Source organism: Variovorax sp. P5_A3 (assembly GCF_056400665.1).
In genome coordinates, this window is record NZ_JBFUKW010000002.1 from 314,349 (window position 1) to 328,628 (window position 14,280).

Consider the following 14,280-nt stretch of genomic DNA (forward strand, 5'->3'; position numbering starts at 1 on the left):
GACATGGGGCAGTGTGATGACCCAGCCGCCAACAGTGCAGGAACTTCACTACCGGGTCGGAGCGCCGACACTCGGCCATTTCCCCGGTCATCACCGAAGCGCGCGGGGTGACAGCGGCTTCGAGTTTCGCGGCCATGCGGCGTTGCTCGATGCGCCCGATCCGCGTCGTCTCGACCTGCATGCGAGCCTGCGCGATCCCTTCGGCAACTGGATCGTGCGGGTCTACAGCCAGCGCAAGGCGATTTCCGTCGTGGTGGTGGCGGACCTGTCGGCGTCCATGGCTTTCGTCGGCGCGCACCGCAAGGTCGACGTGCTGGCCGACTTCGTCGACAGCCTGTCCTGGTCGGCCTGGCGCACCGGCGACAGCTTCGGCTTCGTCGGTTGCGACAGCGCGGTGCGCGAGGACGTGCTGTTGCCGCCGACGCGCGCGCGCGGCATGGGTGGCGCGCTGGCCACGACGCTTCGCACGCTGCGGCTCCAGGGCCGTTCGGCACAGGGCTTGTCGGTGGCGCATCGCTACCTGGGGCGGCAGCGCTCGCTGGTGTTTCTCGTCTCGGACTATCACTTGCCTCTGCCTGAGGTCGAAGCCGTGATGGCCTCGATGGCGCATCACGATCTTGTGCCGGTGGTGCTGTGGGACCCGAGGGAGTTCGGCTTGACCTCGCGACGCGGCCTGGCGCAGGTGATCGATGCGGAATCCGGTGTCACGCGGCTGCTGTGGTGGCGTCCGGCCCTGCGCGAGAAATGGCTGGCAGCACAGCTGCAGCGCCGCGATGCGCTGCTGCAGATCTTCCGGGCGCACCGGCTCAAGCCGCTGTTCATCGAAGGCGGCTTCGACGCCGACGCGGTCACGCGGCACTTCCATTCATGAATGCCCCACTCCTGAGCAACGCACGATGACCATCTGGCGCATGCAACCGGCCCCACGCGGACTTTGCGTCGCGCTGCTGGGTTGCGTCGCATCGGCGGCTTGCGCCATGGTGCTTCCGGGACAGGTCGACGCCACCGCGAGCGAGCCGCGTGCCTTCGGCTACCAGATCGGCGACATGGTGTCGCGTACCGTCACGGTCGAGGCGTCGGACGGACTGGTGCTCGACGAGTCCAGCGTGCCGCAGCCGGGTGCCCGCGGCAATGCCCTCGAGTTGCGCAGCGTCGAGCGGCACAGCCACGCCGAGCCCGGTGGGCGGCGCCACGAGCTGATGCTCGTCTACCAGGTGTTCCTTTCGCCCCCGCAACCGCGCACCCTCGAGATGCCGGCCTTCTCCTTGCGCTTCCAGGGCCAGCCGCGCGCGCAGGAGGTCCGCGTCGACGCCTGGCCGGTCAGCGTTTCGCCGCTGGTGCCAGTCGAGGTCTCGCCCCGGCGCGGACTGGGCGAATTGCAGCCCGACGCGCCGCCGCCGCTGATCGACACCCGCCTGGCGCAATGGCGTCTCGTCGTCTATGGCGTCGTCTCGCTGGTGCTGCTGGCCTACCTCGCCCATGTGTACATCGGCCTGCCGTGGTGGGCGCGCGCGCACCGCCCGTTCACGCTGGCATGGCGCGCGATGCATGGCCTGACGCCGGCGACCCCGCAACCGCAATGGCGCGAGGCGTTCAGGCAGCTTCATGAGGCCTTGAACCGGACGATGGGGGAGGTGGTCTTCGAGGAAGGCATCGATCGCTTCGTCGATGCGCATCCGCGCTTCGCGCATCTTCGCGACGACCTCGCCAGGTTCTTCCGGCAGTCGCGGGCCGAGTTCTTCGGCAACGAGGTCGAGGAGGGGCGTGAACTGCGATCGCAGGCGGATCGAAGCTGGCTGATCGCGTTCTGCCGGCGTTGCCGCGATGCCGAGCGGGGGTCTCCATGAGCTTCGATCATCCCTGGCTCCTGTGGCTGTTGCCGCTGTCCGCGCTCCCCTTGCTGGCGCGGTCGGGCGGCGCGCTCGACAACACCTGGGCGACCCTGGTGCCCCGGGACCGGGCCTCCGAACTGCTGGGCTGGGCGCTGCGCATCGTCGGCGCGCTCGCGGTGGCCGCGCTCGCCATCGGCATGGCCGGCCCCTACACGCCGGAGTACGACGTCGAGCGCGTCGGCAAGGGGGCCGAGATCGTCCTGCTGCTCGATCGTAGCCGCAGCATGGATCAGGGCTTCGGCGGCGCGCGGCCGCCGCCGGGCATGAAGGGCACCGGCCCCGAGGCACTCAACTACTACATGACCCAGACCCGCACGGGCGAGTCCAAGGGCAAGGTCGCGCGGCAATTGCTGTCCGAGTTCATCGCGAAGCGGCAGGAAGACCGCTTCGGCATGATCGTCTTCAGCACCCTGCCGATCCGGGTGCTGGATTTCACGCAGAAGAACGAGGCGATCCAGGCCGCCATCGTGGCCGGCGACGTGGGCCGCGGCCTCTCGGAGACCAACATCGGCCTCGCGATGCAGTCGGCGCTCTCGTCTTTCGACGATCGGCCCTACACCGGCTCGCGCATCGTGATGCTGGTGTCCGACGGCGGCGACCGGCTCGACCCCGCTGCCCGGGAGCGCATCGCCTACCTGGTGCGCAAGCATCGCGTCTCGATCTACTGGATCTATCTTCGCTCCGCCAACAGTCCGGGGCTGGTCCTGGAGAAAGGCGAGGCGGCCGAGAACGTCGACGCCGTGCCGGAGTACGCATTGCATCGCTTCTTCGAATCCCTCGGAACGTCGTACCGTGCCTATGAGGCCGCCGATCCCGAAGCGCTGAAGAAGGCGATCGAGGCGGTGAATCACCTGGAGAACCTGCCGATCACCTATCTCGACACGGTGCCCCGGCGCGATCTGTCGGCACTGGTTCTCGGGATCGCGTTCGGCTGCGTCCTGCTGCTGCTCGCGGCCAACCTGGCGGAGGTCCGGCGATGGGCATGAACCCGCAGCGACGCACTCGCGCGGTGCTGGGCCTGCTCGCGGCGATCGCCGTCGTGGCGGCGATCGACGGTGCGCATGCCTGGCGCCAGCACCAGTGGAACGAATCGATCGTGTCGGGCTCGTTGCCGGCCGAGGGCAAGGAAGTCCCGCGGCAGGTGCAGTTCGCGCGGGCCTATGCGCAGGCCGCAGGCGGCGAAGACGAAGCGGCCCTGCATCTCTATCGCAGCCTCGAAGACGATTCGCCGCTCGGCCGGGCGGCACGCTACAACAGCGCCAACCTGCTGATGCGGCAGGCGGTGCTCGTGCAAGCGGGCGCCGAACCCGGCAAGGCGATCGCGCTGATCGAACTGGCCAAGGAGATCTACCGCGACGTGTTGCGCGTCGAGCCGCAGCACTGGGACGCGCGCTACAACCTGGAGCGCGCCCAGCGGCTGCTCCCCGATCCCGACGAGATGGAAACCGCACCGCCGGAGAACCGGCGCGACGCCGAACGCGCGGCCACCACGATGCGCGGCCATTCGCCCGGACTGCCATGACGCCCTGGCACCGTCTGCGCGCCTCGTGGCGGCACGGCACCGACCGCTGGCTGCTTGGGATGGCCGCCCTGTTGCTGGCTGCGAGCCTGCTCGATCCGGGCGTGGTGATGGAGCGCTCGCAGTTCGATCACGTGGTCGTGCTCGACGTGACCCAGAGCATGAACGTCACGGACGCGGACATCGACGGCCGGCCGGCTTCGCGGCTGGAATTCGCCAAATACGCCTTGCGTCGATCGCTGTTGCAACTGCCGTGCGGCTCGAAGGTGGGCTGGGCGATCTTCACCGAGTACCGCGCCTTGCTGCTGATCGCACCGATCGAGGTGTGCGCCAACCTGAGCGAGCTGCGTTCGACGCTGGCGCAGATCGACTCGCGCATGGCCTGGTCGGGCAACAGCGAGATCGCCAAGGGTCTGCACAGTGCGATCGGCATGGTCAAACAGCTGCCGGACAAGCCGTCGCTGGTGTTCGTCACCGACGGGCAGGAAGCGCCGCCGCTGAACCCGCGATACCGCCCATCCTTCGACGACAAGCCGGGCGAGGTTCCCGGGCTGATCGTGGGCGTCGGTGACCTGCTTCCGTCGCCGATCCCGAAGACCGACCCGGAAGGACAGCCGCTCGGCTTCTGGCGCGCCGACGAGGTGGCGCAGACCGATCTGCGCAGCCAGGGACGCGGCGCCAGCGTGCGCGGCGAAGAGCTGGTGGACGAGCAGGCAGGACCGGCCGCGCCGATGCTGGGCGCCACGCCGGGATTCGAGCACCTGTCGTCTTTGCGGGAAGGCTATCTGCGCCTGCTCGCTGGCGAACAGGGCATGGCGTTCCTTCGCCTGCAATCGCGCGAACGGCTGGCCGAAGCGTTGATGTCGCCCGCGCTGGCGCGGCCCGCGCCCGTGCGCACCGGCGGGCGCATCCTCCTGGCAGGACTGGCGTTCGGCCTGCTGCTGTTGCGCTACGTGGGCCCCTGGCTGCGAAAGACCAGGGTGTCGAAGAAATAGAACTCGGCGTCCAGTGCCCACCGGATGTTCGATGACTGGCGAAAGCCGTGCTGCTCGCCCGCGAAGAGCAGGTATTGCGCGGTGATTCCCTTCTCACGCAGCGCCGTGACCATCAGCTCGGTCTGGCTGGGCGGCACGATCCTGTCCTCGGCGCCCTGGAAGAACGCGACCGGCGCCGACAGCCTGTCGGCATTGCGGAAGGGAGAGCGCTCGCGGTAGATCTCGCGACCACTGTCGGCGTCCGCATAGGGCGCAATCAGCCAGTCGAGGTAGCGCGACTCGAACTTGTGCGTGTCCCGGGCCAGGGCCTCCGGATCGCTGACGCCGTAGTGGCTCCCGCCCGCCCGGAACATCTCGCGAACGGCCGGGTCTTCGCAGGTCAGGGCGCTGAGCACCGTGTAGCCACCGGCGCTGCTGCCGCTGATGACGATGCGGCGTGCATCGACCCATCCCTTGTCGACGAGGTGGCGTGCGGCGGCGGCGCAGTCCTCGACATCCACCACGCCCCACATGCGGTGCAGCCGCTCGCGGAACGCGCGGCCATAGCCGGTGCTTCCGCCGTAGTCGACATCGACCACCGCGATGCCCCGGCTCGTCCAGAACTGGGTGCGCAGGTCGAGCGCGGTCGATGCCGACGAGGTCGGTCCGCCGTGGCATCGGACGAGGAGCGGCGGCAACTCGCCATTTGGGGCGAGATGGTCGGCGTTCCTCGGTGGATAGAAAAGGCCGAATGCCGTCTGGCCGCGCTGGGTTGGAAACTCGATGGGCTGAGGGGCGGAGAAGTGCCGGTTGATCGCGGGGTCGTCGGCGAGCGTGCTGGCCTTCTGGATCACGCTGGCTTCGCCGCTGTGCACATCGAAAATCACCACTGCGCTCGCCAGCGTCGGCGCGCTGGCCTTGAAGACCACCTTTCCGCCTTGCGCACGCACCGAGGAAAAGTCGCTGAAGGGGAGGTCGATCGGCGTCAGGCGGCCGCTGTCGAGGTCCAGCAGCGCCAGCCTGCCGAGGCCCCCCTCGATGTACGAACACACCGCCTGCTTCGCCGACAGGAAGGCATAGGTCGACATACCCAGGTTCCATTGCGGCCGACCGAACTCCGCCGCCATCGGACAGATGTTCACCGCGCTTCCGTCCGCGCCGGATCGATACAGGTTCCACCATCCGGACCGGTCTGACACGAAATGCAGGACGCCATCGGGCGACCATTCCGGCTGGAACACGGATTCGCCGAGACCACCGGCGATCCGGGTCGGGTTCTCGACCGCAACACCGTTGAACGCCGCGACCCAGAGCTCGGTGCCTACCCACGGCATCTGCGGATGGTTCCACGCGAGCCAGGCGAGACTGCGGCCGTCCGGGCTGAGGCGTGGCGAGGCGTAGAAGTCATTGCCCTCGACCAGGACGGTTCCGGCGGTTTCCGATGTCACGTGCAGCGCGACGATCGCATTGACGGGCTCCTTGTCCCGTTGCCGGTGGTCCTCGCGCACGCCGATCCAGAGCTGGCGGGTCCTGTCGATCCGGCCGTCGGCGTAGCGAAGTCCTGCATCGGCAAGCGGAGTGAGAGGCACGGGGGCGCCTCCTTCCTCGATGCGATAGAGCCGCTGGTCCTTGAAGTCGCTGAAGTAGCTGACACCGTCCGCGACGAGCGCCGCGGCGCCGCCGTATTCGTGCACCCGCGTGCGTGCGGAATGAGGCGAGGGCGTGACGTCGACCTTCTTCCCGTCGTCGTCGTGCCGGACCATCACGTACCGCCCGGCCTCCTGGGGCCGCCCTTCGATCCAGTACACGTCACTGCCGTCCAGCAGCACATCGACGAGATTGATCGCTGCGCCCGCCACCAGCTCGGAAGTGATGGGTGATGACCACGCGCCAAAAGGCGCCACGGTTGTGCCGGGCGTGGAGGCATCTGGTTCAAACGGCTGGGTCATGATGATTTCGCCTGCGCGGGCGCCTGTCGTGCCAGTTCGATGAAGGACTTGAGGTAATCCACGTCCATGTCATTCTCGCGGGCGCCGAGGAAGATCTGCTTGGCCAGTCCATGGCGGCCGAGCCGGACCGGGACGATCTCCAGCTTGTCCGCGTACTCCTGCACCAGCCAACGCGGAAGTGCTGCGACGCCCCTGCCGCTGGCGACCATCTGCAGCATGATGTCCGTCGTCTCGATGGTCTTGTGGCGCTTGGGCGTGATGCCCGCGGGCATCAGGAACTGGTTGTAGATGTCGAGCCGCTCGGCGGTCACCGGGTAGGTGATCAAGACTTCCGACGTCAATTGCTGCGGCTTGACATAGGCGGCCGCCGCCAGCGGATGCCCGGCCCCGACCACGAGCACTTGCTCGTAGTCGAACACCGGCTCGAATCGCAGCCCTGGCTTGAACAGCGGATCGGGCGTCACGAGCAGGTCGATCTCGAAGCCGAACAACGCGCCGATGCCGCCGAACTGGAATTTCTGCTTGACGTCCACATCCACGTCGGGCCATTCGGCCAGATAGGGCGCGACGACCTTGAGCAGCCACTGATAGCACGGGTGGCATTCCATGCCGATGCGCAGCGTGCCACGCTCGCCCTGGGCAAACTGCCGCATGCGCTCCTCGGCCATGTCCAGTTGCGGCAACACACGGTTGGCGACCGCAAGCAGGTATTGGCCCGCCTGGGTGAGTCGCAGGTTGCGGCCCTCGCGCAGCCAGACGTCGGTGCCGAGGTGCGTTTCCAGCTTTTTCATCGCGTGGCTCAGCGCCGATTGCGTGAGGCACAGCACACCGGCTGCCGCGGTGAGCGAACCCTGCTTCTCGACCTCGCGGACGATGGAAAGATGCGAGCGCTCCAACATGGTCAATGAATCCTGCTCATGGATCGTTGAAATAAGACAATTTTACTTCATGGATGGCCTTGCCTACGATTCGCGCCATTCACAGGAAGCATTTCGCAGACATGACCATCACGCACAACCTCGGATTTCCTCGCATCGGCGCCAGGCGAGAACTCAAGTTCGCACTGGAGGCCTACTGGAAGGGCGAGTCCAGCCGGGACGAACTGAAAGCGCTCGGCGCCCAACTGCGTCGCCGGCACTGGGACCAGCAAGCGGCGCTCGATCTGGCGCCCGTGGGCGACTTCGCCTTCTACGACCAGGTCCTGGACATGAGCTTCACGCTGGGCAACCTTCCCGAGCGCGTTCATGGCTTCCATGGCGATGCCCTGGACAACTACTTTCGCGTCGCACGCGGCCGGTCGGCCCAGGGCGCGGAAGAACATGCCGGCTGCTGCGGCGGCGTCGCTGCCGGCGAGATGACCAAGTGGTTCGACACCAACTACCACTACATCGTCCCCGAATTCACTGCGGCGACCGAGTTCAAGCTCGACGCCTCCCGCCTGCTCGAACAACTCGCCGAAGCCAGGGCGCAGGGCGTCAAGGCCAAGCCCGTGATCGTAGGGCCGGTGACCTACCTGGCGATCGGCAAGGCCAAGGACGATTCCGACAAGCTCGCGCTGCTGCCGCGCCTGCTGCCCGTGTATGCCGAACTGCTGGCGACGCTGGCCGCGCAAGGCGTGCAATGGGTGCAGATCGACGAGCCGATCCTCGTGACCGAACTCTCCGCCGATTGGCAGCAGGCCTTGCGCACGGCCTATGCCGCGATCGATACGGGCAAGGTCAAGCTGCTGCTCGCCACGTACTTCGGCCAGTTGCAGGAGAGCCTCGCGCTGGCATGCGAACTGCCAGTGCAGGGCATTCACCTGGACGCCATCAACGCCCGCGACGAAGTCGAGGCGCTTCTGGCCGGGCTGCCGGCGGATCGCGTGCTGTCGCTGGGCGTGATCAACGGCCGCAACATCTGGAAGACCGACCTGAATGCCGTGCTCGACTGGCTGGAGCCGGTGGCAAAGCGGCTGGGCGACCGCCTGTGGATCGCGCCGTCGTGCTCTCTGCTGCACGTGCCTGTCGAACTGGCCAGCGAACAGAAGCTGGACCCCGAGGTCAAGTCGTGGCTGGCGTATGCGCTGCAGAAGCTCGATGAGCTGAATCTGCTGGCCTCCGCCCTGGACAAGGGGCGAGACAGCGTGAAAGGCGCGCTGGCCGCCAACAAGGCCGCCGTCGATGCGCGCCGCAATTCGCCGCGCGTGAACAACCCTGCCGTGAAGGCCGCCATCGCCAGCCTGAACGCGGCATCGGGCCAGCGCAAGCATCCTTATGCGGAGCGCGCGCCCAAGCAGGCCGCACTGCTGAAGCTGCCCGCCTTCCCGACGACGACCATCGGCTCCTTCCCGCAGACCGCGGAGATCCGCCACGCGCGCAGCCAATTCAAGGCCGGCCAGCTCGACGAGACCGGCTACAGGGCCGCCATGCAGGGCGAAATCGCCCGCAGCGTGCGCGAACAGGAGGCCCTGGGCCTGGACGTGCTGGTCCACGGCGAAGCCGAGCGCAATGACATGGTCGAGTACTTCGGCGAACAGCTCGACGGCTACGCCTTCAGCCAGTTCGGTTGGGTGCAGTCGTATGGCTCGCGCTGCGTGAAGCCGCCGATCCTCTTCGGCGACATCAGCCGGCCCAAGGCCATGACCGTGGCGTGGATCAAGTACGCGCAATCGCTCACGAGCAAGCCCATGAAGGGCATGCTGACCGGCCCGGTCACCATCCTCAACTGGTCTTTCGTGCGTGACGACCAGCCCCGCTCGGCGTCGTGCCACCAGCTCGCGCTTGCGATCCGCGAGGAAGTGCTGGACCTGGAGAAGGCCGGCGTGCGCGTGATCCAGATCGACGAGGCGGCGCTGCGCGAAGGCCTGCCGCTGCGCAAGTCGCAATGGAAGGCGTACCTGGACTGGGCAGTGGAGTCGTTCCGCATCACCGCCAACGGCGTGGAAGACGAAACGCAGATCCACACCCACATGTGCTATTCGGAGTTCAACGACATCATCGCGTCGATCGCCGACATGGATGCCGACGTGATCACCATCGAGACTTCGCGCTCGGACATGGAGCTGCTCGACGCTTTCGACAACTTCAAATACCCGAACGAGATCGGCCCGGGTGTCTACGACATCCACTCGCCGAACATCCCGACGCAGGCGCACATCGTGCAACTGATGAAGAAAGCCGCCGAGCGCATTCCGGCCGGGCGGCTGTGGGTCAACCCGGACTGCGGGCTGAAGACGCGCCAGTGGGCAGAAGTGGTTCCCGCATTGACCAACATGGTGGCAGCCGCCAGGACACTGCGCGCCTCGGCCTGATGACCACGCGTACCCACATCCTCGGCTTCCCCTGCGTGGGCGCCAACCGTGAGCTCGAATTCGCCCTCGAAAGGCATTGGCGTGGCGAACTCGACCTCAAGGCGCTGCAACGATTTGCACAGGACTTTCTTGCATCCACACAATCTGCCTGATGCCACACGTTCCACAGATCAAGATTCCCGCCACCTACATGCGTGGCGGCACCAGATGACTCCGTCGCGCCTGATTCGCTTCAACAAACCGTATGGCGTCCTCAGCCAGTTCGGCGCGGAGGGGCGCTGGCGGGGGCTGAAGGACTTCATCGACCTGCCTGGCGTCTATGCGGCGGGGCGTCTCGACGCCGACAGCGAAGGTCTGCTGCTGCTGACGAACGATGGCCGGTTGCAGGCCCGCATTGCGGACCCGCGCTTCAAGATGGACAAGACCTATTGGGTGCAAGTCGAAGGCGAGCCGGACGAAGCGGCCCTGGCGGGCTGGCGCAGCGGCGTTCGGCTGAAGGATGGGCTCACGCTGCCGGCGCGGGCGAACCTGATGGCGGAGCCTCCGGCCTTGTGGCAGCGCGACCCGCCGGTGCGCGTGCGCCAGGCCATTCCGACGGCCTGGCTCGAACTCGTGATTCGCGAAGGCCGCAACCGCCAGGTGCGGCGCATGACCGCAGCGCTGGGCTTTCCGACGCTGCGATTGATTCGCGCGGCGATCGGGCCTTACGCATTGGACGGTTTGCAGCCGGGCGTCTGGGCGGATTCGTCCATTCAATAACCGTCAGCACCTGCAGGCCAATCTTGCGAGAGCTTCGCTCCAAAGGCGTCATCTCGAAATCGCCGAGTTGAAACGTCTTGCGATGCCAGCCGAGCGACGACTCGATCTTCATATGCGTCACATGCCCGGTAAGCTGTCAACGCCGCTCCGCAGGCCGTGTCTTTCTTCAGCCCTCCGAAACAAGGACAAGTTGCGAAGTGAGGTTCCAAACATCGGAAGCCGAAAGTGAGTCCCGCCATGCCGATGGAAAGGTCCAAAACGAACAGGCCGTACGTTGCACCAAAGGGCTATATCCAAGACCCCAAATCGAGGCTAGGGTCAGAGCCTTTGAGGACCCCGGGCCCGATGTGAGGCACATGCTTCAATCGAGCCGGCTTCAGCGACGTGAGCGAACCTACGGTATTCATCATCGATGATGACGAGGCTTGTTGCGATTCGATTCGCGAGGTGGTCCTTTCCGTCGGGCTCACAGCCAGAGTCTTCAACTCGGCGTTTCAGTTCCTCGATGCCTTGGACCCGACTTGGCGGGGCTGTCTGATATTGGACCTGCACATGCCTGGGATGGATGGACTCTCGCTGCAGAAGCGCCTTCAGGAAAAGAGGGCAAGCCTGCCGATTGTGTTCGTGAGCGGCAGCGTCGACATACCAACGGCCTTTCGGGCAATCAAATTCGGCGCGGTGGATTTCCTGCAGAAGCCCTACACGCAGGAGCTTCTGCTGGAAGCCATCGAACGGGCGCTCAAGGCAAATGCGGCCTAGGTCGCGTTGCAGCAGGCGGGAAAATTTGGGACCCCTGTTCCAGATGTCCGCCTCGGCCCTCCGAAGATGCCTCGCCGCCTCGAGCCCTTCGCATACGGCCGTGTCTTGAAATGCTGGCATTTGAGTTTCCACAGAGACAGCCGTGTCGCCGGCACAAGCGTTTAACTTCGCCCCAAAATACCTCGAATTCGAACATGGGACTGGCGTTCGCGAACGTGCCGTTCAGATCACCGATCTGCCAACGGATGTCGCGTGCGGTCATGTTGATCGTACTAGGCTGCGCCCTATTTTTGGCGAGTGCAAGCAACGCAGCGGTTCCTCGCAATGTGCTGGTCCTCTTCTCCAATGGTCGATTGTTGCCGGCAAACATCGAAATTGACCGTGGCATCTCGGCAGTGCTCGATACGAATAGGCGCTTGCGAGCAGACGTCTCGGTCGAATTTCTGGATACACCGCGATTCAGCGGAGATGCCTATGGCAAGACTGTCGCTTCCTATCTGCGCGAGAAATACTCCACGAGACCGCCGGAGGTCATCATCGTAGGCGGCGAAGAGGCGCTGACGTTCGTCTTGAGTAATCGCGCCAATATGTTCCCGAAGGCGCCCATCGTCTACCTTTCAGTCAATACGGATTTCCTGAAATCGATCGCTCCAATGCAGCCGGACGTGATCGGCATTCCCGTCAGGTACGATTTTCTTGGCACTGCACTGCAGGCTCTGCGATGGCATCCCTCCGCGCGAAACATTGTCGTCGTCACCGGCACAAGCGACTGGGATGTTGACTGGGAGCAGCGTATTCGCCAAGAAGCGCTCGAGTTGACAGACAAGGTGTCGCTCGAGTTCCTGACCGGACTGACCGACAACGCGCTGCTCAAGCGGCTTGCGGACTTGGGAAGCGAGTCTGTCATTTTCACGCCAGGGTATTTTCGTGATGGCGACGGCAGGTTGTTCACGCCACGCGAGGCTGCCCTGCACATCGCGGCATCCACGAATGTGCCAGTCTACGGCCCGTTTCCAACCTTTATCGGCACGGGTGTGGTGGGCGGAAGAATGGCGAGCTACAACACCATGGGACGCCTGGCCGCAACGACGACGATCGACCTCCTCGAAGGAGCGGCACCCGCCGCAATCTCATTGCCGAAGGCACTACCCACGCAACTGCACATCGATTGGCGCCAGGTACGTCGTTGGGGCATCCGCCCCGAGACCATCCCGGTCGACGCGATCGTGGACTTCAAGGCGCCTACGTTCTGGGAAGCCTATTGGCAATACATCTTCACCGCCTGTGCGGTGATCCTGATTCAAACGGGTCTGATTGCGGCCCTCCTTCTTGAGCGCCGTCGGCGGCGGACCGCTGCGTCAGCGCTCGCGCTAAGCGAGCAGCGCATGAACCTGGCGGCGCAAGCCGCGAAGCTCACGACGTGGATCTGGGACCTTGGCCGAAGGGAAAGCTGGGTTCGAAGGCCTTCCCGGGGCGGCCAGGAGGAAGCTGGTGGACCGTTCATGGACCTTGCCGACGTCTTGGCCGGGATCTATCCCCCCGATCGTGCCGCAGTCGAGCAGGCTGCGCGGCAAGCGGTGGTAACCGGCGAAGTTCTGGAGGTCGAGTACAGGATCCAGGCAAGCGAGGGCGATCTTCGTTGGATGGCGGCGAGAGGGCGCGTCGACCATCCATCCGGCCAACGCGTAATGGGCGTGGCGCTGGACATCACCCCACGCAAGCGCGCCGAAGCGCAAGCTGAGCAGGATCGCGCGGCGCTGCAGCACATGGCCCGAGTGTCATTGCTCGGGCAACTATCCGCCTCGATCGCACACCAGCTCAACCAACCGCTGGCCTCGATATTGAGCAACGCCGAAGCGGCTCAAGGAATGCTCGAGAGCGGCTCTGTGGATGTGCCTGAACTGCGCGAGATCTGCAAAGACATCGTGGAGGAGGATCATCGCGCGGCCGAGGTGATCAAGCGGCTCGGCGCGCTGTTCAGACGTGATGAGCCGAGGCTGATGCCACTCGATCTCAACGATCTCGTGGGAGACACCCTCGAGTTGCTGCGCACCAACCTTCTGACCCGCCAAGTGGGGACGACCATAAACCTGGAAGGCGGCCTTCCTTCTGTCGATGGTGACCGAGTGCAACTACAGCAACTCCTGCTGAACCTGATTATCAATGCGGCAGACGCGATGATTTCGACGCCGGAGGCGCAGCGCACATTGACCGTGCGAACCGCGTTAATGGGTCAGCATGTTGAACTGTGCGTGGCGGACAATGGCCCCGGCATCGAAACGGCTGTGCGGGACAAGGTGTTCAATCCGTTCTGGACCACCAAATCCCAAGGCATGGGAATTGGGTTGGCTATCTGCCGCACGATCGCGATGGTGCACCATGGCAGCCTCGACTTGGCAGACTCGGGTGGCCGAGGTGCAACCTTCCGTCTGCTGCTGCCTATCGGAGGAAGGCCATGAGCGAAGCTGTTCCAACGGTGTTCATCGTGGAGGACAACGAGCCGCTGCTACGAGCGCTGTCTCGCGTTTTGCATCAAAAGGGATTCCGGACCGAGACCTATACGTCGGCCGAAGACTTCCTCACCCATCGCGATGTCACAGTTCCGGGCTGTCTCCTGCTCGATGTCAATCTACCGGGCCTTGACGGGCTCGCATTGCAGCGCCGGCTGGCCGATTTTGGGCCTCCGTTGCCGATCGTGTTCATGAGCGGCCACGGCGACATCCCGATGACGGTGCAGGTGATCAAGGCAGGCGCGATCGACTTTCTGACCAAGCCGGTATCGGCCGTCGCGCTGCTTGCAGCAGTTCAAGCGGGGATTGCACAGGATCTCCTTGCGCGCCAGTCCATGGCCAAAGGCGAAGCGCTCCGAATCCGGTTCGCCACGTTGACCCCTCGCGAGCGCGAAGTCCTCGCCGGCATCATCGCCGGCAGGCTGAACAAACAGATCGCCGGCGACCTCGGCGTCGTGGAGCGCACCATCAAGTTCCATCGCGCACAGATCATGGACCGCCTGCAGGTGCGAACCGTCGCCGAGTTGATGCACTTGACCGTTGCCTTGAATCTCTCGGCCGGCCCGCCGATCGACGATGCCGGTCCTGAAAGACCCGGCGAACCGCCTCCCAATTGAGGCGTTTGA

Annotated in this window: 13 protein-coding genes; 11 read left to right on the forward strand and 2 right to left on the reverse strand. The window is 65.1% G+C overall.

The annotated features are described in order from the left end of the window. Positions 1-16: 16 nt before the first annotated feature. Genes AC1D3B_RS03645 through AC1D3B_RS03665 form a run of 5 tightly spaced genes read left to right on the forward strand, consistent with a single transcriptional unit; the run spans position 17 to position 4,406 of the window. Entirely contained in the window at positions 17-871 is an 855-nt protein-coding gene (locus AC1D3B_RS03645; protein WP_478189292.1) for a DUF58 domain-containing protein, read from the forward strand. A gap of 25 nt (positions 872-896) precedes the next feature. After that, entirely contained in the window at positions 897-1,847 is a 951-nt protein-coding gene (locus tag AC1D3B_RS03650; RefSeq protein WP_478189293.1) for a hypothetical protein, read from the forward strand. Further along, positions 1,844-2,878 carry a vWA domain-containing protein gene (locus AC1D3B_RS03655; RefSeq protein WP_478189294.1) on the forward strand — a complete coding sequence of 345 codons (1,035 nt, stop codon included), beginning with the start codon at positions 1,844-1,846 and terminating at the stop codon, positions 2,876-2,878. Before AC1D3B_RS03650 ends, AC1D3B_RS03655 begins: the two co-directional genes overlap by 4 nt. Then, positions 2,875-3,414, forward strand: coding sequence for an MxaK protein (locus AC1D3B_RS03660; protein WP_478189295.1), 540 nt, complete (start codon positions 2,875-2,877; stop codon positions 3,412-3,414). Before AC1D3B_RS03655 ends, AC1D3B_RS03660 begins: the two co-directional genes overlap by 4 nt. Beyond that, the gene (locus tag AC1D3B_RS03665) at positions 3,411-4,406 is read left to right on the forward strand and encodes a vWA domain-containing protein (protein ID WP_478189296.1); all 996 of its coding nucleotides are present in this window, start codon (positions 3,411-3,413) and stop codon (positions 4,404-4,406) included. Before AC1D3B_RS03660 ends, AC1D3B_RS03665 begins: the two co-directional genes overlap by 4 nt. On the opposite strand, the gene AC1D3B_RS03670 is transcribed toward AC1D3B_RS03665, so the two are convergent. Next, on the reverse strand, positions 4,361-6,334 hold the full coding sequence (locus AC1D3B_RS03670) for a dipeptidyl-peptidase 5 (protein WP_478189297.1): 1,974 nt from the start codon (positions 6,332-6,334) through the stop codon (positions 4,361-4,363). The genes AC1D3B_RS03665 and AC1D3B_RS03670 overlap by 46 nt on opposite strands. Then, on the reverse strand, positions 6,331-7,233 hold the full coding sequence (locus AC1D3B_RS03675) for a LysR family transcriptional regulator (RefSeq protein ID WP_478189298.1): 903 nt from the start codon (positions 7,231-7,233) through the stop codon (positions 6,331-6,333). Before AC1D3B_RS03675 ends, AC1D3B_RS03670 begins: the two co-directional genes overlap by 4 nt. Before the next feature lie 101 nt (positions 7,234-7,334). Here AC1D3B_RS03675 and metE point away from each other — a divergent pair, with 101 nt between their 5' ends. From metE to AC1D3B_RS03705, 6 genes are all read left to right on the forward strand, one after another. Next, positions 7,335-9,626 carry a 5-methyltetrahydropteroyltriglutamate--homocysteine S-methyltransferase gene (metE, locus tag AC1D3B_RS03680; RefSeq protein ID WP_478189299.1) on the forward strand — a complete coding sequence of 764 codons (2,292 nt, stop codon included), beginning with the start codon at positions 7,335-7,337 and terminating at the stop codon, positions 9,624-9,626. Then, complete coding sequence (locus AC1D3B_RS03685) at positions 9,626-9,778, forward strand: hypothetical protein (protein WP_478189300.1); 153 nt, start codon at positions 9,626-9,628, stop codon at positions 9,776-9,778. The genes metE and AC1D3B_RS03685 overlap by 1 nt, the downstream gene beginning before the upstream one ends. 55 nt (positions 9,779-9,833) lie before the next feature. Continuing rightward, positions 9,834-10,385 (forward strand): pseudouridine synthase, encoded by a 552-nt coding sequence (locus tag AC1D3B_RS03690; RefSeq protein WP_478189301.1) that lies wholly within the window; start codon positions 9,834-9,836, stop codon positions 10,383-10,385. A gap of 384 nt (positions 10,386-10,769) precedes the next feature. After that, complete coding sequence (locus tag AC1D3B_RS03695) at positions 10,770-11,144, forward strand: response regulator transcription factor (RefSeq protein WP_478189302.1); 375 nt, start codon at positions 10,770-10,772, stop codon at positions 11,142-11,144. Between the two features lie 194 nt (positions 11,145-11,338). After that, positions 11,339-13,603: a sensor histidine kinase gene (locus tag AC1D3B_RS03700; protein WP_478189303.1), complete on the forward strand. Its 2,265-nt coding sequence runs from the start codon at positions 11,339-11,341 to the stop codon at positions 13,601-13,603. Beyond that, entirely contained in the window at positions 13,600-14,271 is a 672-nt protein-coding gene (locus tag AC1D3B_RS03705) for a response regulator transcription factor (protein WP_478189304.1), read from the forward strand. The genes AC1D3B_RS03700 and AC1D3B_RS03705 overlap by 4 nt, the downstream gene beginning before the upstream one ends. The last annotated feature ends 9 nt before the right edge of the window (positions 14,272-14,280 follow it).